This window comes from Streptomyces mashuensis (assembly GCF_014654785.1).
In the GTDB taxonomy this organism is placed as follows: Bacteria; Actinomycetota; Actinomycetes; order Streptomycetales; family Streptomycetaceae; genus Streptomyces; species Streptomyces mashuensis.
On sequence record NZ_BNBD01000015.1, the window covers coordinates 1 to 17303 of the forward strand.

The 17303-nt window shown below is 74.0% G+C and carries 22 protein-coding genes; 17 read left to right on the plus strand and 5 right to left on the minus strand.

Annotated elements, in window-relative coordinates:
• Positions 1 to 251 precede the first annotated feature (251 nt).
• Genes ybaK through IE305_RS26890 form a run of 3 tightly spaced genes read right to left on the minus strand, consistent with a single transcriptional unit; the run spans position 252 to position 3075 of the window.
• Positions 252 to 731 carry a Cys-tRNA(Pro) deacylase gene (gene ybaK, locus IE305_RS26880; RefSeq protein ID WP_229891578.1) on the minus strand — a complete coding sequence of 160 codons (480 nt, stop codon included), beginning with the start codon at positions 729 to 731 and terminating at the stop codon, positions 252 to 254.
• A 20-nt stretch (positions 732 to 751) separates the two neighbouring features.
• On the minus strand, positions 752 to 1489 hold the full coding sequence (locus IE305_RS26885; protein ID WP_190132366.1) for an LON peptidase substrate-binding domain-containing protein: 738 nt from the start codon (positions 1487 to 1489) through the stop codon (positions 752 to 754).
• Between the two features lie 44 nt (positions 1490 to 1533).
• A complete protein-coding gene (locus IE305_RS26890; protein WP_229891594.1) occupies positions 1534 to 3075 on the minus strand; it encodes an oxidoreductase in 1542 nt (513 codons plus the stop codon).
• Between the two features lie 257 nt (positions 3076 to 3332).
• Here IE305_RS26890 and hisD point away from each other — a divergent pair, with 257 nt between their 5' ends.
• The 8 genes from hisD to hisF are packed head-to-tail and all read left to right on the plus strand — an operon-like array spanning position 3333 to position 9082.
• The gene (gene hisD, locus IE305_RS26895; RefSeq protein ID WP_190132367.1) at positions 3333 to 4658 is read left to right on the plus strand and encodes a histidinol dehydrogenase; all 1326 of its coding nucleotides are present in this window, start codon (positions 3333 to 3335) and stop codon (positions 4656 to 4658) included.
• Positions 4655 to 5761, plus strand: coding sequence for a histidinol-phosphate transaminase (locus IE305_RS26900; protein WP_190132368.1), 1107 nt, complete (start codon positions 4655 to 4657; stop codon positions 5759 to 5761). Before hisD ends, IE305_RS26900 begins: the two co-directional genes overlap by 4 nt.
• Positions 5758 to 6351, plus strand: coding sequence for an imidazoleglycerol-phosphate dehydratase HisB (hisB, locus tag IE305_RS26905; protein WP_190132369.1), 594 nt, complete (start codon positions 5758 to 5760; stop codon positions 6349 to 6351). Before IE305_RS26900 ends, hisB begins: the two co-directional genes overlap by 4 nt.
• Positions 6351 to 6518 carry a CG2302 family histidine operon protein gene (locus IE305_RS26910; protein ID WP_190132370.1) on the plus strand — a complete coding sequence of 56 codons (168 nt, stop codon included), beginning with the start codon at positions 6351 to 6353 and terminating at the stop codon, positions 6516 to 6518. The genes hisB and IE305_RS26910 overlap by 1 nt, the downstream gene beginning before the upstream one ends.
• Positions 6515 to 7165, plus strand: coding sequence for an imidazole glycerol phosphate synthase subunit HisH (gene hisH, locus IE305_RS26915; RefSeq protein WP_190132371.1), 651 nt, complete (start codon positions 6515 to 6517; stop codon positions 7163 to 7165). The genes IE305_RS26910 and hisH overlap by 4 nt, the downstream gene beginning before the upstream one ends.
• The gene (gene priA / locus IE305_RS26920; protein WP_190132372.1) at positions 7165 to 7896 is read left to right on the plus strand and encodes a bifunctional 1-(5-phosphoribosyl)-5-((5-phosphoribosylamino)methylideneamino)imidazole-4-carboxamide isomerase/phosphoribosylanthranilate isomerase PriA; all 732 of its coding nucleotides are present in this window, start codon (positions 7165 to 7167) and stop codon (positions 7894 to 7896) included. The genes hisH and priA overlap by 1 nt, the downstream gene beginning before the upstream one ends.
• Positions 7893 to 8330: a Rid family hydrolase gene (locus tag IE305_RS26925; protein WP_190132373.1), complete on the plus strand. Its 438-nt coding sequence runs from the start codon at positions 7893 to 7895 to the stop codon at positions 8328 to 8330. Before priA ends, IE305_RS26925 begins: the two co-directional genes overlap by 4 nt.
• A complete protein-coding gene (hisF, locus tag IE305_RS26930; protein WP_190132374.1) occupies positions 8327 to 9082 on the plus strand; it encodes an imidazole glycerol phosphate synthase subunit HisF in 756 nt (251 codons plus the stop codon). Before IE305_RS26925 ends, hisF begins: the two co-directional genes overlap by 4 nt.
• A 36-nt stretch (positions 9083 to 9118) precedes the next feature.
• Here hisF and IE305_RS26935 read toward each other — a convergent pair whose 3' ends face one another.
• Positions 9119 to 9655, minus strand: coding sequence for a DoxX family protein (locus tag IE305_RS26935; protein WP_190132375.1), 537 nt, complete (start codon positions 9653 to 9655; stop codon positions 9119 to 9121).
• 41 nt (positions 9656 to 9696) lie between these two features.
• Positions 9697 to 10329 (minus strand): TIGR03085 family metal-binding protein, encoded by a 633-nt coding sequence (locus tag IE305_RS26940; protein WP_190132376.1) that lies wholly within the window; start codon positions 10327 to 10329, stop codon positions 9697 to 9699.
• 103 nt (positions 10330 to 10432) lie between these two features.
• On the opposite strand from IE305_RS26940, the gene hisI reads away from it, so the two are divergent.
• The 9 genes from hisI to trpA all read left to right on the plus strand — a co-directional run bounded on the left by hisI (position 10433) and on the right by trpA (position 17258).
• Positions 10433 to 10801 carry a phosphoribosyl-AMP cyclohydrolase gene (gene hisI, locus IE305_RS26945; protein ID WP_190132377.1) on the plus strand — a complete coding sequence of 123 codons (369 nt, stop codon included), beginning with the start codon at positions 10433 to 10435 and terminating at the stop codon, positions 10799 to 10801.
• Positions 10802 to 10828: 27 nt separating this feature from the next.
• Positions 10829 to 12355: an anthranilate synthase component I gene (locus tag IE305_RS26950; RefSeq protein ID WP_190132378.1), complete on the plus strand. Its 1527-nt coding sequence runs from the start codon at positions 10829 to 10831 to the stop codon at positions 12353 to 12355.
• Between the two features lie 186 nt (positions 12356 to 12541).
• The gene (locus tag IE305_RS26955) at positions 12542 to 13183 is read left to right on the plus strand and encodes a TIGR02234 family membrane protein (RefSeq protein WP_373311757.1); all 642 of its coding nucleotides are present in this window, start codon (positions 12542 to 12544) and stop codon (positions 13181 to 13183) included.
• A gap of 100 nt (positions 13184 to 13283) precedes the next feature.
• Complete coding sequence (locus IE305_RS26960) at positions 13284 to 13508, plus strand: HGxxPAAW family protein (RefSeq protein ID WP_190132379.1); 225 nt, start codon at positions 13284 to 13286, stop codon at positions 13506 to 13508.
• 91 nt (positions 13509 to 13599) lie between these two features.
• A complete protein-coding gene (locus IE305_RS26965) occupies positions 13600 to 14010 on the plus strand; it encodes a DUF2752 domain-containing protein (RefSeq protein ID WP_229891580.1) in 411 nt (136 codons plus the stop codon).
• Between the two features lie 166 nt (positions 14011 to 14176).
• Positions 14177 to 14986, plus strand: a complete 810-nt coding sequence (gene trpC / locus IE305_RS26970) for an indole-3-glycerol phosphate synthase TrpC (protein WP_190132381.1) — start codon at positions 14177 to 14179, stop codon at positions 14984 to 14986.
• A gap of 7 nt (positions 14987 to 14993) precedes the next feature.
• Entirely contained in the window at positions 14994 to 15134 is a 141-nt protein-coding gene (gene trpM, locus IE305_RS33845) for a tryptophan biosynthesis modulator TrpM (RefSeq protein ID WP_373311758.1), read from the plus strand.
• Between the two features lie 67 nt (positions 15135 to 15201).
• Entirely contained in the window at positions 15202 to 16443 is a 1242-nt protein-coding gene (gene trpB / locus IE305_RS26975; protein WP_190132382.1) for a tryptophan synthase subunit beta, read from the plus strand.
• Positions 16443 to 17258, plus strand: a complete 816-nt coding sequence (gene trpA / locus IE305_RS26980; protein WP_190132383.1) for a tryptophan synthase subunit alpha — start codon at positions 16443 to 16445, stop codon at positions 17256 to 17258. The genes trpB and trpA overlap by 1 nt, the downstream gene beginning before the upstream one ends.
• Positions 17259 to 17303: the final 45 nt, after the last annotated feature.

Consider the following 17303-nt stretch of genomic DNA (forward strand, 5'->3'; position numbering starts at 1 on the left):
CGCGTCCGTCAACGGCACACCAGACCAACGATCAGATGATCCGAAAGAAACGGCCTAGGCGGGCCGCCGCCCGTGGTTCGCCCGCCCCTTCCGCAACCGCCACTTCCGCTTCCGCGTGCGCTTGGACATGGGTGCCCCTCCCTGGGCGGTTCCGCCCGCCCCCTTTAGGTGGTAGCGCGCACCGCGGCCGCTGTCCACACCCCGGGGGCGGAGCCCCTGGGAAACGGTGAAAGGGCGGGGTCGGGGAACCTTCAAGCGCGGGCGACCGGCGCAACCACCGCACCGGTCAGATCGGCCAGCACCGCCGGCGCCAGCTCCACCTCCAGGCCCCGGCGCCCAGCCGAGACGCACACCGTGGTGTGGGCGAGAGCCGACGCGTCCAGCACCGTCCGCAGCCGCCGCCGCTGCCCCAGCGGCGAGATGCCGCCCCGCACATACCCCGTGGCGCGCTCGGCCGCAGCCGGAGGAGCCATCACCGCCCGCTTACCCCCGAGCGCGGCGGCCAGCGCCTTGAGGTCCAGCGCCCCGGCGACCGGCACCACCGCGACGGCCAGCGTCCCGTCCACCTCCGCCACCAAGGTCTTGAAGACCCGCTCCGGCGCCACCCCCAGCTCCCGCGCCGCCTCCTCGCCGTACGACGCGCCGCCGGCGGGGTCGTGGTCGTAGGAGTGCACGGTGAAAGCGGCGCCCGCCTTGCGCAGGACGCCCAGGGCGGGGGTGGCGGCAGCCACGGCGAGGTCCTCCCGGCCGGTCAGTTGGGGCTGGTGGGCCGCCGCGTGAGGTCCACGGCCGGCAGCGACGGGAGCTTACCCATCACGGCGGTCTCGCCGCGCAGCAATTTCAGCTCGTCGGCCAGCCGGGACGCCGTGTCCGGGGTCTGCAGCAGCCGCTGCTTGGTGGGGGTGTCCAGCACCATCGCCGCCGCGACGAGGTACGACAGGACGCGCGGTTCCCCGGGCAGCTCGGCCCGGCCGGCGAGGGACGACTCGCTGGCCCCGGCCAGCCGCTTCTGGTAGGCGCGGAAGGCCCGGACGACGCCCGAGGCGAGCGCCCCGGCCCCGTCGCCCTGCTGTTCCTCCAGCGTCTCGACCTCACCGGTGAGGTAGGGGCCGGACGCGTCGACGGACAGCAGCCGGAAGCGCGTGGTGCCGGTGGCGAGGACCTCGTACGTGCCGTCGGGCCGGGGCCGGATGCTGGCGGCGTCGGCCACGCAGCCCACGCCGTGGAAGGCGCGCAGCGGCTCGGGGCCGAAGCCGGCGGCGGGGCCCGGCTCGGGCGGGGTCTCGCCGGGCAGGCCCGGCGCGCTGGGGGCGACCTCGTGGCCGTCGCGGATGGCGACCACCCCGAAGCGGCGCGGCATCTCCTCCGGCAGCTCCGACAGGTCGTGCATCAGCGCCCGGTACCGCTGCTCGAAGACGTTCAGCGGGATGACGAGGCCCGGGAACAGCACCGAGTTCAGCGGGAACAGGGGAAGGCGAGCGGTGGTCACGGGCGGTAAGCCTAATGGGCGCTCCGCCCGGAGGGGGCTGCCGTTCACTGGCGGCGCAGCATCCGGGAGGCCCCGGCGGCCACCGTGGTGGCCAGGATCCAGCCGAGCAGGGTGAGGGCGGCGACGATCCATTGCGTGCCGCCGCCGGGTCTCCAGGCGCCGCCCTGGCCGAGGTCGATGACGGGCAGCAGCAGGTCGAGGGTGTACAGCTCGGGGTTCCACACCGGGCCCTCGCCCTCCTTGATCGGCGGCAGCGGGTGCCAGGAGAACCAGAGGGCGCCCAGCGCCCACAGCACGGCCATCCACACCGCGGCCCGGCCGGGTTTGTAGCCGTAGGCCACCGTCCAGTCCTGGAGGTGGCCCCAGGCCTTGCCGGCGAGCGGCAGCGTCTCGCGCCGCCGGCGCTGTTTGGCCAGCAGCACCGCCCGCGCGTCGGCGTCCTCGCCGCTGGTGCGCAGGGCGCCGGCGAGGCGCTCGTACGGTTCGGGCGCGTACTCGGGGGTGGCGGCGGCCACCCATTCCAGGCGGCGGGAGAGGGGGAAGTGGCCGAGCGGGATCAGGTTCTCGTAGGCGAAGCCGGCCATGGCCAGCCCGCCGGGGCCCGGCCAGCTGTCGAAGCGGTCGACGAGGTTGACCACGCGGGCCCCGGAGAGCACGACCCGGCCCTGTTCGACGCGGTCGCCCAGGAAGCGCAGCTCGGGCGTCTGCACGCGGCGCAGCGACAGTTCCTGGTCGGCCTCCATGACGAAGCGGGCCTCGCTGAGGTCGACGGCGTCGCCGAACCGTCCGTCGTCGAGGCGGACCCCGCCCAGGCACTCGAAGGGCCGTTCGCGGCCGGTGCGGCCGGGGGAGTAGGTGGCGATGCCGAACGGGGGTGTGGCGCCGCCGGCGAAGCGGGCGCCGCCGATGCCGGCGGAGGTGAGGTAGAGGGTGCGTTCCACGGTCAGCTGGGGGGCGTTGAGGGCGCGCCGCCCGTAGGGGTTGTCCAGGGTGGAGCCGCGCAGGCTCAGGGAGGCGCCGATGGTGGCGCCGCGCAGGCTCAGCTCGCCCTGGGAGCGCATCATCTCCGCCTGTAAGTCCTGGCCGACGGTCATGCCGTCGGCGGCGATGGACAGGCCGCGCCGGTCCTTGCGCACCACCAGCTGGTTGAGCAGCAGATCGGTGCCGATGTGCGCGTCGGTCAGCCGGATGCCGTGGGGGATGACGCAGCGCGGCAGGTGCAGGTCGCCCTCGGTGCGGATGCGGGCGGCCTCCAGGCGGGGCAGCGAGCAGCCGACGAGGCGGAGCGTGGTGAAGGTGGACTCGGGCAGCAGCAGCTGCTGGTCGAAGCGGCACTGGTGCAGTTCGACGTAGGGGACGACGGTGCCGCCGGACAGGTCGAGGGTGCCGGTGATCCGTACGCCCTTGAGCTTGAGCGCGGCGACCCGTCCGGGGCGGGGTGCGGGGCCGTTGAGCAGCAGCAGCGCCATCACCTCGGCGCGCACGCTGCGCTCGGGGCCCCAGGTGCGGGCGGCGGAGGGGACGTTGTCCTCGGGGCGGGGGGCGCGCAGGTCGAGGGTGGTGCCGGTGCGGAACGCCTCCCACATGGCGCGTTCGGTCTCCGTCGGTTCCAGTGCGGGCGGCGGCCCGTCGTCCTCCGGTCCCTGGTCACCCGGTCGCGTCACGGTTCCCCCTCCCGGCTCGTCCGTCGTACGGGCCCTTTCCCTTACGGGTGACGGGTCGAACACCCGCCGTAAGGATCAGATTGTCGGTCCGCGGTCAACGAAAGATCAACTCTTTGGCGGAGTATCAGAAGGTGGTACGGGGAAACGTGGTGCCGCACGGGTCTGAGACACTTGGTCTTGTGATTTCCCGAATCGATCTGCGCGGTGACGCCTTCCCCGAAGGCGGCGTCGACCGCGACCTGCTGCCCCGTGCCGAGCTCGACGTCGCGGCCGCCCTGGAGAAGGTGCGGCCCATCTGCGACGACGTGCATCATCGCGGCACCGCGGCCCTGATCGACTACGCGGAACGCTTCGACGGTGTCCGGATCACGCAGGTGCGGGTCCCCGCCGAGGCGCTGACCCGCGCCCTGGCGGAGCTCGACCCGGCCGTGCGCGCGGCCCTGGAGGAGTCGGTCCGCCGGGCCCGCCTCGTCCACCGCGCCCAGCGCCGCACCGACCACACCGTCCAGGTCGTGCCCGGCGGCACGGTCACCGAGCGCTGGGTGCCGGTCGAGCGCGTCGGCCTCTACGTGCCCGGCGGCCGCTCCGTCTACCCCTCGTCCGTCGTGATGAACGTCGTCCCGGCCCAGGAGGCCGGCGTCGCGTCGATGGCCGTCGCCTCGCCGCCGCAGAAGGAGTTCGGCGGCCTGCCGCACCCCACGATCCTCGCCGCCTGCGCCCTGCTGGGCGTCGACGAGGTGTACGCCGCCGGCGGCGCCCAGGCCGTCGCCATGTTCGCCTACGGCACCGACGAGTGCCGCCCGGCCACCATGGTCACCGGCCCCGGCAACATCTGGGTCGCGGCCGCCAAGCGGCTGCTCAAGGGCCGCATCGGCATCGACGCCGAGGCCGGCCCCACCGAGATCGCGATCCTCGCCGACGCCACCGCCGACCCCGTGCACGTGGCCGCCGACCTCATCAGCCAGGCCGAGCACGACCCGCTGGCCGCCTCCGTCCTCGTCACCGACTCCGAGGACCTGGCGAACGCCGTCGAGAAGGAGCTCGCCGCCCAGGTCGCCGCGACGAAGCACGTCGAGGACCGGGTGCTGCCCGCCCTCGGCGGCCGGCAGTCCGGCATCGTCCTCGTCGACGGCATCGACCAGGGCCTGGCCGTGGTCGACGCCTACGCCGCCGAGCACCTGGAGATCCAGACGGCCGACGCCGCCGGCGTCGCCGCCCGCGTCCGCAACGCCGGCGCGATCTTCGTCGGCCCGTACGCCCCGGTCTCCCTCGGCGACTACGCCGCCGGCTCCAACCACGTCCTGCCCACCGGCGGCTGCGCCTGCCACTCCTCCGGCCTGTCCGTGCAGTCCTTCCTGCGCGGCATCCACGTCGTGGACTACACCCGCGAGGCGCTCGCCGAGGTCGCCGGGCACGTGGTGACGCTCGCCGAGGCCGAGGACCTGCCGGCCCACGGCGCGGCGATCAAGGCAAGGTTCGACTGGAAGGTGCCGGAGGGCAAGTGACCCGGATCGACGAGCTCCCCCTCCGGGACGAGCTGCGCGGCAAGACCCCGTACGGCGCCCCCCAGCTCGACGTGCCCGTACGGCTCAACACCAACGAGAACCCCTACCCCCTGCCCGAGCCGCTCGTCGCCCGCATCGCCGAGCGCGTCGCCGAGGCCGCCCGCCACCTCAACCGCTACCCCGACCGGGACGCGACCGAGCTGCGCACCGGCCTCGCCGCCTACCTCACCCGCAACACGGGGTACGCGGTGACGCGCGCGCACGTGTGGGCCGCCAACGGCTCCAACGAGGTGCTCCAGCAGCTGCTGCAGACCTTCGGCGGCCCCGGCCGCACCGCCCTCGGCTTCGAGCCCTCGTACTCGATGCACGCCCTCATCTCGCGCGGCACCGGCACCGGCTGGCTGCACGGACCGCGCCGCGAGGACTTCACCATCGACGTCGAGGCCGCCGAGCGCACCATCGCCGAGCAGCGGCCCGACGTGGTCTTCGTCTGCTCGCCCAACAACCCGACGGGCACCGCCGTCGAGGCGGAGACGGTCCTGCGGCTGTACGAGGCCGCGCAGGCCGCCAAGCCGTCCATGGTGGTGGTGGACGAGGCGTACGGCGAGTTCAGCCACCGCCCGTCCCTGCTCCCCCTGCTGGAGGGCCGGCCGCACCTGGCCGTCTCCCGCACCATGTCCAAGGCGTTCGGCGCCGCCGGGCTGCGGCTGGGCTACCTCGCCGCCGACCCCGCCGTCGTCGACGCCGTCCAACTGGTCCGCCTGCCGTACCACCTGTCCTCCGTCACCCAGGCCACCGCGCTGGCGGCCCTGGAGCACACGGACACCCTGCTGGGCTACGTCGAACAGCTCAAGGCCGAACGCGACCGGCTCGTCACCGAGCTGCGCGCCCTCGGCTGCGACGTCACCGACTCGGACGCCAACTTCGTCCAGTTCGGGCGGTTCGACGACGCCCACGCCACCTGGCAGGCCCTGCTCGACCACGGCGTGCTCGTACGCGACAACGGCGTACCGGGCCGGCTGCGGGTCACCGCGGGCACCCCGGCCGAGAACGACGCGTTCCTGGACGCGATGCGCGCCGTACTGAAGGAGAACAACCGATGAACCGCGTTGGGCGCGTCGAGCGCACCACCAAGGAGACCTCCGTCCTGGTCGAAATAGACCTCGACGGCACCGGGCAGGTCGACGTCTCGACGGGCGTCGGCTTCTACGACCACATGCTCGACCAGCTCGGCCGGCACGGCCTGTTCGACCTGACGGTCAAGACCGACGGCGACCTGCACATCGACACCCACCACACCATCGAGGACACCGCCCTCGCCCTGGGCGCCGCCTTCAAGCAGGCCCTCGGCGACAAGGTGGGCATCCGCCGCTTCGGCAACTGCTCCGTCCCCCTGGACGAGACCCTCGCCGAGGTCACCGTCGACCTCTCCGGCCGCCCCTACCTCGTGCACAGCGAGCCGGAGAACATCGCGCCGATGATCGGCACGTACGACACCACGATGACCCGGCACATCCTGGAGTCCTTCGTGGCCCAGGCCCAGGTCGCCCTGCACGTCCACGTCCCCTACGGGCGCAACGCGCACCACATCGTCGAGGCCCAGTTCAAGGCCCTGGCCCGCGCCCTGCGCTACGCCTCGGAGCGCGACGCGCGCGCCGAGGGCATCCTCCCGTCGACGAAGGGCGCCCTGTAGTGAACGGCACGTCGACCGCCCTCATCCTCGTCGGCCTGTTCCTCGTCGGCGGCATCATCTCCTTCGTCAAGCAGAAGATGCCCAAGGGCATCATCGTGCTGCTCGGCATCGGCGCCGTGATGTGCCTGAGCGCCGGCCTCCTGCGCGTCGAAGGGCTGTGGTCATGACCTCCGTGAACCGCAGGAAGAGCGTCGTGATCTTCGACTACGGCTTCGGCAACGTCCGCTCCGCCGAGCGCGCCCTCGCCCACGTCGGCGCCGACGTGGAGATCACCCGCGACTACGACCGCGCCATGAACGCCGACGGGCTGCTCGTGCCCGGCGTCGGCGCCTTCGCCGCCTGCATGCGCGGCCTGCGCGCCGCCCGCGGCGACTGGATCGTCGGCCGCCGCCTGGCCGGCGGCCGGCCCGTCATGGGCATCTGCGTCGGCATGCAGATCCTCTTCGAGCGCGGCATCGAGCACGGCGAGGAGACCGAGGGCCTCGACGAGTGGCCCGGCACCGTCGAGCCGCTCAAGGCGCCCGTCGTCCCGCACATGGGCTGGAACACCGTCGAACCGGCCGAGGGCTCCCGCCTCTTCGCCGGCCTCGACGCCGGCACCCGCTACTACTTCGTGCACTCCTACGGCGTGCGCGAGTGGAACTTCGAGACCGGCAACGCCTCCCTGCACCCGCCGCAGGTCACCTGGGCCACGCACGGCGAACGCTTCGTCGCCGCCGTGGAGAACGGGCCGCTGTGCGCCACCCAGTTCCACCCCGAGAAGTCCGGCGACGCCGGAGCCCAGCTGCTGACCAACTGGATCGAGAGCCTCTGATGACCGACCGCAAGCTCGAACTGCTCCCCGCCGTCGACGTCCGCGACGGGCAGGCCGTCCGCCTGGTGCACGGCGAGTCCGGCTCCGAGACCTCCTACGGCGACCCGCTGGCCGCCGCCCTCGCCTGGCAGCGGGCCGGCGCCGAATGGCTCCACCTCGTCGACCTCGACGCCGCCTTCGGCACCGGCGACAACCGCGCGCAGATCGCCGAGGTCGTCCGGTCCATGGACATCAAGGTCGAGCTGTCCGGCGGCATCCGCGACGACGCCTCCCTCGCCGCCGCCCTCGCCACCGGCTGCACCCGCGTCAACCTCGGCACCGCCGCCCTCGAGTCCCCCGAGTGGGTGGCCCGCGTGATCGCCGAGCACGGCGACCGCATCGCCGTCGGCCTCGACGTCCGCGGCACCACCCTGCGCGGCCGCGGCTGGACCCGCGACGGCGGCGACCTCTACGAGACCCTGGCCCGCCTGGACGCCGAGGGCTGCGCCCGCTACGTCGTCACCGACATCGCCAAGGACGGCACCCTCCAGGGCCCCAACCTGGAGCTGCTGCGCACCGTCTGCGCCCGCACCGACCGCCCCGTCGTCGCCTCCGGCGGCGTCTCCTCCCTTGACGACCTGCGCGCCCTCGCCACCCTGGTACCGGAGGGTGTCGAAGGCGCCATCGTGGGCAAGGCCCTCTACGCCAAGGCGTTCACCCTGGAAGAGGCCCTGGAGGCAGTGTCCGCATGAGCGAAACCCCCGCCCCGCGTCGCGTACGGTCCACCGACTCCTGGAACGAGACGATCGGCTCCGCACGGGCCGTGGCGGCGGGGGACCGGGTCCTCGTCGCCGGCACCCTGCCGTTCGTCGACGGCGTCCTGCAGGGTGAGGGCGACCCGTACGAGCAGACCCTCGTGGCCTTCCGCAGCGCCCTGGAGGCACTGAAGCCCTTCGGGCTGGGCCCCGAGTCGGTCGTCCGCACCCGCATCCACCTGACCCACCTGCGCGACGTCGACGCCGTCGGCCGCGCCCACCAGGAGCTCTTCGGCGAGGTCCGGCCCGCCGCGACCCTCCTCGTGGTGTCCGGCTTCGCCGACCCGCGCGCCCTGGTCCAGGTGGAGATCGAAGCATTCGACGCGACGGCAGGAGCCGCCGCAGCACCCCCCGGAGGAGAACCGGCGTGACCCTCGCCGTCCGAGTCATCCCCTGCCTGGACGTGGACAACGGCCGGGTCGTCAAGGGCGTCAACTTCCAGAACCTGCGCGACGCCGGCGACCCCGTCGAGATGGCGGCCCTCTACGGCCGGGAGGGCGCCGACGAGCTGACCTTCCTCGACATCACCGCGTCCTCCGGCAACCGCGAGACCACCTACGACGTGGTGCGCCGCACCGCCGAGCAGGTCTTCATCCCGCTCACCGTGGGCGGCGGCGTGCGCACCGCCGAGGACGTCGACAAACTGCTGCGGGCCGGCGCCGACAAGGTCGGCGTCAACACCGCGGCCATCGAGCGGCCCGACCTGATCCGCGAGATCGCCGAGCGCTTCGGCCGCCAGGTCCTCGTCCTCTCCGTCGACGCCCGCCGCACCCCCACCGGCTCCTTCGAGGTCACCACGCACGGCGGCCGCCGCGGCACCGGCCTCGACGCCGTCGAGTGGGCCCACCGCGCCGCCGAACTGGGCGCCGGCGAGATCCTGCTGAACTCCATGGACGCCGACGGCACCAAGGACGGCTACGACACGGAGATGATCACGGCGGTGCGCCGCCACGTGACCGTCCCCGTCATCGCCAGCGGCGGCGCCGGCAAGCTCGCCGACTTCGCCCCCGCCGTGGAGGCCGGCGCCGACGCGGTGCTCGCCGCGTCGGTCTTCCACTTCGGCGACCTGCGCATCCCCCAGGTCAAGGACGCCCTGCGCGAGGCCGGCCACCCGGTCCGCTGAGGCCCGGCCCTGGTCCGCCGCACCGGCGGACCAGGGCTACTTCCGGATCAGGATGAACACCGCCCCCACCACCAGGGCCAGCGCGATCGCCGCCACGCCGTACGCGAGCCGGTGCGCCCGCAGGACGGGCAGGTAGGCGTCCACCGCGTACCGGCCCGGCCCCGTGAGGGCCAAGGCCGCCGCGGACACCGCGACCAGCAGGGTGAACTCCACCCCGCTCGGCAGCAGGAACCCGCCGTCCCACGTCACGTCCAGCGCGTTGATCATCGTGCCGAGCACGGCGGCCGCCGCCAGCGGCGTGAGCAGACCCACGGCCAGGCCCAGCCCGCCCAGCGTCTCGCTCAGCCCCGCGACCACCGCCATGACCTTGGGCGCCGGGTAGCCGAAGTGCTCCATGCCCTTGGCCGTGCCGTCGATCCCCGGCCCGTTCCACCAGCCGAACAGCTTCTGCGTACCGTGCGTCACCATGATGATGCCCAGCATCAGCCGCAGCAGCAGAAGCCCGGCGGACACATGCACCAGCGGTGACGGCCCCGGGGCCGCGTGCCCACCGGGCCTGTTCCGGAACGCCATGACCGGTACCTCCTTCGCGGAAGGGGTCCCTCGGACAAGCCTCAGATTCCCAGTGTCGCGCTGCGGAGCTTCGCCAGCGCGTCAGCAGCACCCTCCCGCTCCACCCGGGCGGCCTCCTGCCGGCCGAACGCGAAGAGCGTCAGCTCCCCCGGCTCCCCGGTGACCGTCACCACCGGCGTCCCCCGGTGCGCCACGGCCGTACGCCCGTCGGGCCGCCGCAGCACCAGCCCCACCGGCGACCGGCGCCCCAGCAGCCGTGCCGTCCGCTCCAGCCGGCTCCACAGCGCGTCCCCGAAGACCGGGTCCACCTCCCGCGGCGACCAGTCCGGCTGCGCCCGGCGCACGTCCTCGGTGTGCACGTAGAACTCGACGGTGTTCGCCGCCTCGTCCACCTGCTTCAGGGCGTACGGCGACAGCCGCGGCGGCCCCGTACGGATCAGCTGCACCAGCTCGGCGAACGGCTTGGCGGCGAACTCCGCCTGCACCCGTTCCAGCCGGGCGGCCAGCGGCTTGAACACGATTCCGGCCGCCGCGTCCGTCCGGCGCTCGCGCACCACGACGTGCGCGGCGAGGTCACGGGCGCGCCAGTCCGGCACGAGCGTGGGCGCCTCCGGGCCCACGGTCTCCAACAGGTCGGCGAGGAGCAGGCGTTCACGCTGAGCATGCGTCGACATGGCGTCAGCCTACGGGTGGGACGGGCGGTGCGCGACGGCGCTGCGCGCGCGGCCGCGCCCGGGGCGGCCCGGGCCGGAGGGGCGTGCGGGGCACAATGGGCCCATGACCGGCAACGCCCCACGACCCTCCTCCCTCGCCCCGGACATCGCGGCGCGCCTCAAGCGCAGCCCCGACGGCCTGGTCCCCGCCATCGCCCAGCAGTACGACACCGGCGAGGTGCTCATGCTCGGCTGGATGGACGACGAGGCCCTGCACCGCACCCTCACCACCGGCCGCTGCACCTACTGGAGCCGCAGCCGCCAGGAGTACTGGGTCAAGGGCGACACCTCCGGCCACGTCCAGCACGTCAAGTCGGTCGCCCTCGACTGCGACGCCGACACGGTCCTCGTCAAGGTCGACCAGACCGGCCCCGCCTGCCACACCGGCACGCGCACCTGCTTCGACTCCGGCTCCCTGCCGCTCGGCCGGTAGCCGGCACCAGCCAGTAGGCTCCGCGCCATGGCCGCCACCACCGCAACCGCCGCGCACGGACACGTCACCCCCGACCTCGACGCCTTCCGCAGGCTGGCCCGGGACCGCCGGGTCGTCCCCGTCACCCGCCGCCTCCTGGCCGACGGCGACACGCCCGTCGGCCTCTACCGCAAGCTGGCCGCCGAGCGGCCCGGCACCTTCCTGCTGGAGTCGGCCGAGAACGGCCGCACCTGGTCCCGCTACTCCTTCGTCGGCGTGCGCAGCGCCGCCACCCTCACCGAGCGCGACGGCGAGGCCCACTGGGTCGGCACCCCGCCCGTCGGCGTCCCCACCGGCGGCGACCCGCTGGCGGCGCTGCGCGCCACGGTCGAGGCGCTGCACACCCCGCGCGACCTCGTCGAGAACGCCGGCCTCCCGCCCTTCACCGGCGGCATGGTCGGCTACCTCGCCTACGACGTCGTACGCCGCCTGGAGCGCATCGGCGACAGCACCACCGACGAGCTGCGCCTGCCCGAGCTGACCATGCTGCTCACCTCGGATCTCGCCGTCCTCGACCACTGGAACGGCACCGTCCTGCTGATCGCCAACGCCATCAACCACAACGACCTGGAGACGGGCGTGGACGAGGCGTACGCGGACGCGGTGGCCCGCCTCGACGCCATGGCCGCCGACCTCTGCCGCCCCGTGCCCACGGAGCCGGCCGTGCTGCCGCCCTCCGAGCTGCCCGCGTACACGGCGCGCTGGGGCGGCGAGGCGTACATGGCGGCGGTCGAGGACGTGAAGGAGCACATCCGGGCCGGCGACGCCTTCCAGGTCGTGCCCTCGCAGCGGTTCGAGACGCCGTGCACGGCGTCCGCGCTGGACGTCTACCGGGTGCTGCGCGCCACCAACCCCAGCCCGTACATGTACCTGCTGCGGCTCGACGGCTTCGACGTCGTCGGCTCCAGCCCCGAGGCGCTGGTGAAGGTCGAGGACGGCCGGGCCGTGCTGCACCCCATCGCCGGCACCCGCCCCCGCGGCTCCACCCCGCAGGCCGACGCGGCGCTGGCCGAGGAACTGATGGCCGACCCCAAGGAGCGCGCCGAGCACCTGATGCTCGTCGACCTGGGCCGCAACGACCTGGGCCGGGTCTGCGAGCCGGGCAGCGTCGAGGTGGTCGACTTCATGTCGGTCGAGCGCTACAGCCACGTCATGCACATCGTCTCCACGGTCACCGGCCGCCTCGCCCCGGGCCGCACGGCCTTCGACGTGCTCACCGCCTGCTTCCCGGCCGGCACTCTCTCGGGCGCCCCCAAGCCGCGCGCCATGCAGATCATCGAGGAACTCGAACCGACGCGCAGGGGCCTCTACGGCGGCTGCGTCGGCTACCTGGACTTCGCGGGCGACTCGGACACGGCCATCGCCATCCGCACGGCCCTGCTGCGGGACGGCACGGCGTACGTCCAGGCAGGCGCGGGCGTGGTGGCCGACTCGGACCCGGCAGCGGAGGACGCGGAGTGCCGCAACAAGGCGGCAGCAGTACTGAGGGCGGTCCACACGGCGAACCGGCTGTAAAGAAAAGCCCACCGCACCGAATCAAGCCCGCCCGCGGTACCACATTCAAGCCCGTCCGGCGTTTGAGGACACCACCGCGGTAGCGGTGGGGGCACCTCCCAGCGGTAGCTGGGGGAGGCGAAAGGGCGGGACCGGGGCAAATCCCACCCACCCCCCGGCCCGCACCCACCCCACCCACAGGGGATAGTGGTACCCGTGACCACAGCCCCACCCGCCACCCCGCGCACCAGCCGCCGCAGCGTGGCGGCCGCCCTCCTCCTGGCCGTCGCAGGCGCCAGCCTGACGCTGCTGGCCACCGGCCGCACCTGGGCCGAGGGAACGGCCGCCGTGGCCCGCGGCACCCTCCCGCAGCACGCGAGCGGCTCGGACATCACCGCCCTCCCCGGTGCCCTGGCGATCGTCGGTCTCGCGACCCTCCTCGCCGTCTTCGCCGTCCGCGGCGTCGCCCGCACCGGCGTCGCCGCGCTGCTGGCGCTGAGCGGCGCCGGCGTCGTGGCCGCCGCGGCCGGCGCGGCGGACGACACGGCGGCGCTGGAGGAGAAGGCCGCCAAGGTCTCCGGCCTCACGACGGCGGCCGTGGACAACGTCACGCACACCGCCTGGCCCTGGGTCGCCGTGGCCGGCGGCGCCCTGCTGCTGCTCGCGGGCCTGCTCGCGCTGCGGTACGGCCGCGACTGGCCGGCCATGTCGGGCCGGTACGAGCGCGGCTCCGCCGCCCCCGCGCCGCGCCGCCGCGCGGCCGCGCCCGCCGCCGACCCGGAGCGCCCGGAGGAGCTGTGGAAGGCCCTGGACCGCGGCGAGGACCCGACGCGGGGCACCGGCGGCTGACACGCCCACCCCAGGTCCGTACCCACCGGGACCGTCGGGGACAATGTCCCCGAGCGATCTCCGCGCCTCCAGGCGCGACACAGCAACGAGGAGTCAACTCATGGCGGGTCACAGCCACGGACACACCCCGGCCGCCTGGACCGGTGTCATCATCGCCTTCATCGGGTTCTGCGTGGCCAGCGCGTTCTGCGTCATGGCGAACCCCGTCGGCTTCTGGGTGGGCATGGTCATCATCGGCCTCGGCGCCGTCGTCGGCGGCATCATGCGCATGATGGGCCTGGGCCAGGCCCCCAAGGCCGGCGCGAAGCCGCAGACGCAGGGCTGATCGCGTACCGCCCCGGCCCGTGAGGCGCGGCGCAGACCCGGACGGCCGGTTCTGAGCTGCGCCTTCGTGCATGGGGGCGCAGTCTGGCCGTGTGCTGGAGCGTTCCCGCCGGGCCGCGGCGCCCCTGGCCGTGGCGGCCGTGCTGGGCGCGGCGGTGGCCCGGGTGGCCGCCGTGGACCCGTCCCGGCCCGGCGCCGGCCCGTACCCGTCGTGCCCCCTGCTGCGCTGGACGGGGCTGTACTGCCCGGCCTGCGGCGGCCTGCGCGGGCTGCACGCGCTGACCCGCGGCGATCTGCCGGCGGCCCTGCACGCGAACGCCCTCGCCGTGGCGGGCTACGCCGTCTTCGCGGTGCTGTGGGCCGGGTGGCTGCTGCGGACGCTCCGGGGCGGCGCGGGCATGCGGGTGCCGCTGCGGGCCCCGCACTGGTGGGCCCTGGCCGCCCTGACCCTCGCGTTCACCGTGGTCCGCAACCTCCCGCCGGGGGCGGTGCTGGCGCCGTAGGCCCGCGTACGGCGGCGCGCCGGCGCGTACCCGAGCGCGACGGACCACACACCCGGCGTCAACCGGATGCGAAACCTTCGCCCTCCGGCAAGTACCATCGCAATGCCTGGTGAGGTGAGCCCCACCGCACCAGCAGACCATTCGAGTCCGGAAGGGGGCCGCTCGCGTGAGTGTGCTCGACGAGATCATCGACGGAGTCCGTGCCGACCTCGCGGAGCGGCAGGCGCGCGTCAGCCTCGACGAGCTCAAGGAGCGCGCGGCCAGGGCGCCGCAGGCCAAGGACGGCGCGGCCGCGCTGCGCGGCGAGAACGTCGCGGTGATCTGCGAGGTCAAGCGGTCCAGCCCCTCCAAGGGCGCGCTCGCCGCGATCGCCGACCCGGCCGGCCTGGCCGCGGACTACGAGGCGGGCGGCGCGGCCGCCATCAGCGTCCTGACCGAGCAGCGCCGCTTCGGCGGCTCGCTGGCCGACCTGGAGGCCGTCCGGGCCCGGGTCGACGTGCCGGTGCTGCGCAAGGACTTCATCGTCACCGCCTACCAGCTGTGGGAGGCCCGTGCGCACGGCGCCGACCTCGCCCTGCTGATCGTCGCCGCGCTGGAGCAGGAGGCCCTGGTCTCCCTGATCGAGCGGGCCGAGTCCATCGGGCTGACGCCCCTGGTCGAGGTGCACGACGAGGAGGAGGTCCGGCGCGCGGTGGACGCCGGCGCCCGCGTCATCGGCGTCAACGCCCGCAACCTCAAGACCCTCGAGGTGGACCGCGACACGTTCGCCCGGGTCGCCCCGGTGATCCCCGACGGTGTCATCAGGATCGCGGAGTCGGGCGTGCGCGGTCCGCACGACCTGATCGCGTACGCCAACGAGGGCGCCGACGCGGTCCTCGTGGGCGAGTCGCTGGTCACCGGCCGCGACCCGAAGGCCGCGGTCGCCGACCTGGTGGCCGCCGGCGCCCACCCGGCCCTGCGGCACGGGCGGAGCTGACCACCGCATGAGGGCGTACGCGCGACTGGCCCGGGGGTGCCGCCCCCGGGGTTGCCGCGCGCCCGCCCGCCGCGCGCTGGGACGGCGCGTGCGCTACCACATCGGCTGCGAGCCGGGGCAGATCAACGGCATGCGATGGCGGGCCTGAGCGACAGCTCGGGTACACCGTCCACCTCGCTCCCCGCGCGGGAGCGACCTCCGTCCAGGAGCGCAGCATGTCCGACACCTTCTTCATCCCCGACCCCGAGGGCCGGGTGCCCAGCGCCGAGGGCTACTTCGGCGCGTTCGGCGGCAAGTTCATCCCCGAGGCGCTCGTCGCCGCCGTCGACGAGGTCGCGGCCGAGTACGAGAAGGCGAAGGCCGACCCGGCCTTCGCCGCCGAACTGGCCGACCTGCTGGTCCACTACACCGGCCGGCCCAGCCCCCTGACCGAGGTGCGCCGCTTCGCCGAGCACGCCGGGGGCGCCCGGGTGTTCCTCAAGCGCGAGGACCTCAACCACACCGGCTCGCACAAGATCAACAATGTGCTGGGCCAGGCCCTGCTCACCAAGCGCATGGGCAAGACCCGGGTCATCGCCGAGACCGGCGCGGGCCAGCACGGCGTGGCCACGGCCACCGCCTGCGCCCTCTTCGGCCTCGACTGCACCATCTACATGGGCGAGGTCGACACCAAGCGGCAGGCCCTCAACGTCGCCCGCATGCGCATGCTGGGCGCCGAGGTCGTCGCCGTGACGTCCGGCAGCCGCACCCTCAAGGACGCCATCAACGAGGCGTTCCGCGACTGGGTCGCCAACGTCGACCGCACGCACTACCTGTTCGGTACCGTCGCCGGCCCGCACCCCTTCCCCGCGCTGGTCCGCGACTTCCACCGGGTCATCGGCGTCGAGGCCCGCCGCCAGATCCTGGAGCGCGCCGGCCGGCTGCCGGACGCCGCCGTGGCCTGCGTGGGCGGCGGCTCCAACGCCATCGGCCTGTTCCACGCCTTCCTGCCCGACGAGGGCGTACGGCTGATCGGCTGCGAGCCCGGCGGCCACGGCCTGGACAGTGGCGAGCACGCCGCGACCCTCACCGCCGGCACCCCCGGCATCCTCCACGGCTCCCGCTCCTACGTCCTCCAGGACGAGGACGGCCAGATCACCGAGCCGTACTCGATCTCCGCGGGCCTGGACTACCCGGGCATCGGCCCCGAGCACTCGTACCTCAAGGACACGGGCCGCGCCGAGTACCGCGCCGTCACCGACGACGCGGCCATGCAGGCGCTGCGGCTGCTCTCCCGCACCGAGGGCATCATCCCGGCCATCGAGAGCGCGCACGCGCTCGCGGGGGCGCTGGAGGTCGGCCGCGAGCTGGGCCCCGACGGCCTGATCGTCGTCAACCTCTCCGGGCGCGGCGACAAGGACATGGACACGGCGGCCCGCTACTTCGGGCTGTACGACGACGCGGCGGGGGACCAGTGATGGCAGGCAACATCGAACTCCTGAACTCGGTCCTGGCGGCGGCCAAGGCCGAGAACCGGGCCGCGCTCGTCGGCTACCTGCCGGCCGGCTTCCCCACCGTGGACGACGGCGTACGGGCCATCACCGCGATGCTCGACGGCGGCTGCGACGTCGTCGAGGTCGGCCTGCCGCACAGCGACCCGGTCCTGGACGGCCCCGTCATCCAGACCGCCGACGACATCGCCCTGCGCGGCGGCGTCCGGATCGCCGACGTCATCCGCACGGTCGGCGAGGCCCACCGGCTCACCGGCGCACCCGTGCTGTGCATGACGTACTGGAACCCGGTCGACCGGTACGGGGTGGAGCGGTTCGCCGCCGACCTGGCGGAGGCCGGGGGAGCGGGCTGCATCCTGCCCGACCTGCCCGTCGAGGAGTCCGACACGTGGCGGAAGGCGGCCGGCGAACACGGCCTGGCCACCGTCTTCGTCGTCGCCCCCAGCAGCCGCGACGAACGCCTCGCCAAGATCACGGCGGCCGGCAGCGGCTTCGTCTATGCGGCGTCGCTGATGGGCGTCACGGGCACGCGCGACTCGGTCGGCCAGGAGGCGAAGGAACTGGTCCGCCGCACCCGGGCGGTCACCGACCTGCCGGTCTGCGTGGGCCTGGGCGTCTCCAACCCCGAACAGGCGGCGGAGGTCGCCGGGTTCGCCGACGGCGTGATCGTCGGGTCGGCGTTCGTCAAGCGCCTGCTGGACGCGCCCGACCTGGAGACGGGCCTGACGGCGGTCCGCGCGCTCGCGGGCGAACTGGCGGAGGGCGTCCGCAAGCGCGGGTAGCTCCTCGGCCGGCTCCTTCGGGTAGCTCTTTTGGTGGAACTGTGG

Coding starts and splice junctions, on each gene's coding strand:
- trpM (WP_373311758.1), top strand. CDS start 14,994: ATGAGGGCGTACGCGCGACTGGCCCGGGGGTGCCGCCCCCGGGGTTGC.
- IE305_RS26935 (WP_190132375.1), bottom strand. CDS start 9,655: ATGGCGTTCCGGAACAGGCCCGGTGGGCACGCGGCCCCGGGGCCGTCA.
- trpB (WP_190132382.1), top strand. CDS start 15,202: ATGTCCGACACCTTCTTCATCCCCGACCCCGAGGGCCGGGTGCCCAGC.
- IE305_RS26925 (WP_190132373.1), top strand. CDS start 7,893: ATGAGCGAAACCCCCGCCCCGCGTCGCGTACGGTCCACCGACTCCTGG.
- hisH (WP_190132371.1), top strand. CDS start 6,515: ATGACCTCCGTGAACCGCAGGAAGAGCGTCGTGATCTTCGACTACGGC.
- IE305_RS26950 (WP_190132378.1), top strand. CDS start 10,829: ATGGCCGCCACCACCGCAACCGCCGCGCACGGACACGTCACCCCCGAC.
- hisI (WP_190132377.1), top strand. CDS start 10,433: ATGACCGGCAACGCCCCACGACCCTCCTCCCTCGCCCCGGACATCGCG.
- IE305_RS26960 (WP_190132379.1), top strand. CDS start 13,284: ATGGCGGGTCACAGCCACGGACACACCCCGGCCGCCTGGACCGGTGTC.
- trpA (WP_190132383.1), top strand. CDS start 16,443: ATGGCAGGCAACATCGAACTCCTGAACTCGGTCCTGGCGGCGGCCAAG.
- IE305_RS26940 (WP_190132376.1), bottom strand. CDS start 10,329: ATGTCGACGCATGCTCAGCGTGAACGCCTGCTCCTCGCCGACCTGTTG.
- hisB (WP_190132369.1), top strand. CDS start 5,758: ATGAACCGCGTTGGGCGCGTCGAGCGCACCACCAAGGAGACCTCCGTC.
- priA (WP_190132372.1), top strand. CDS start 7,165: ATGACCGACCGCAAGCTCGAACTGCTCCCCGCCGTCGACGTCCGCGAC.
- IE305_RS26890 (WP_229891594.1), bottom strand. CDS start 3,075: ATGTGGGAGGCGTTCCGCACCGGCACCACCCTCGACCTGCGCGCCCCC.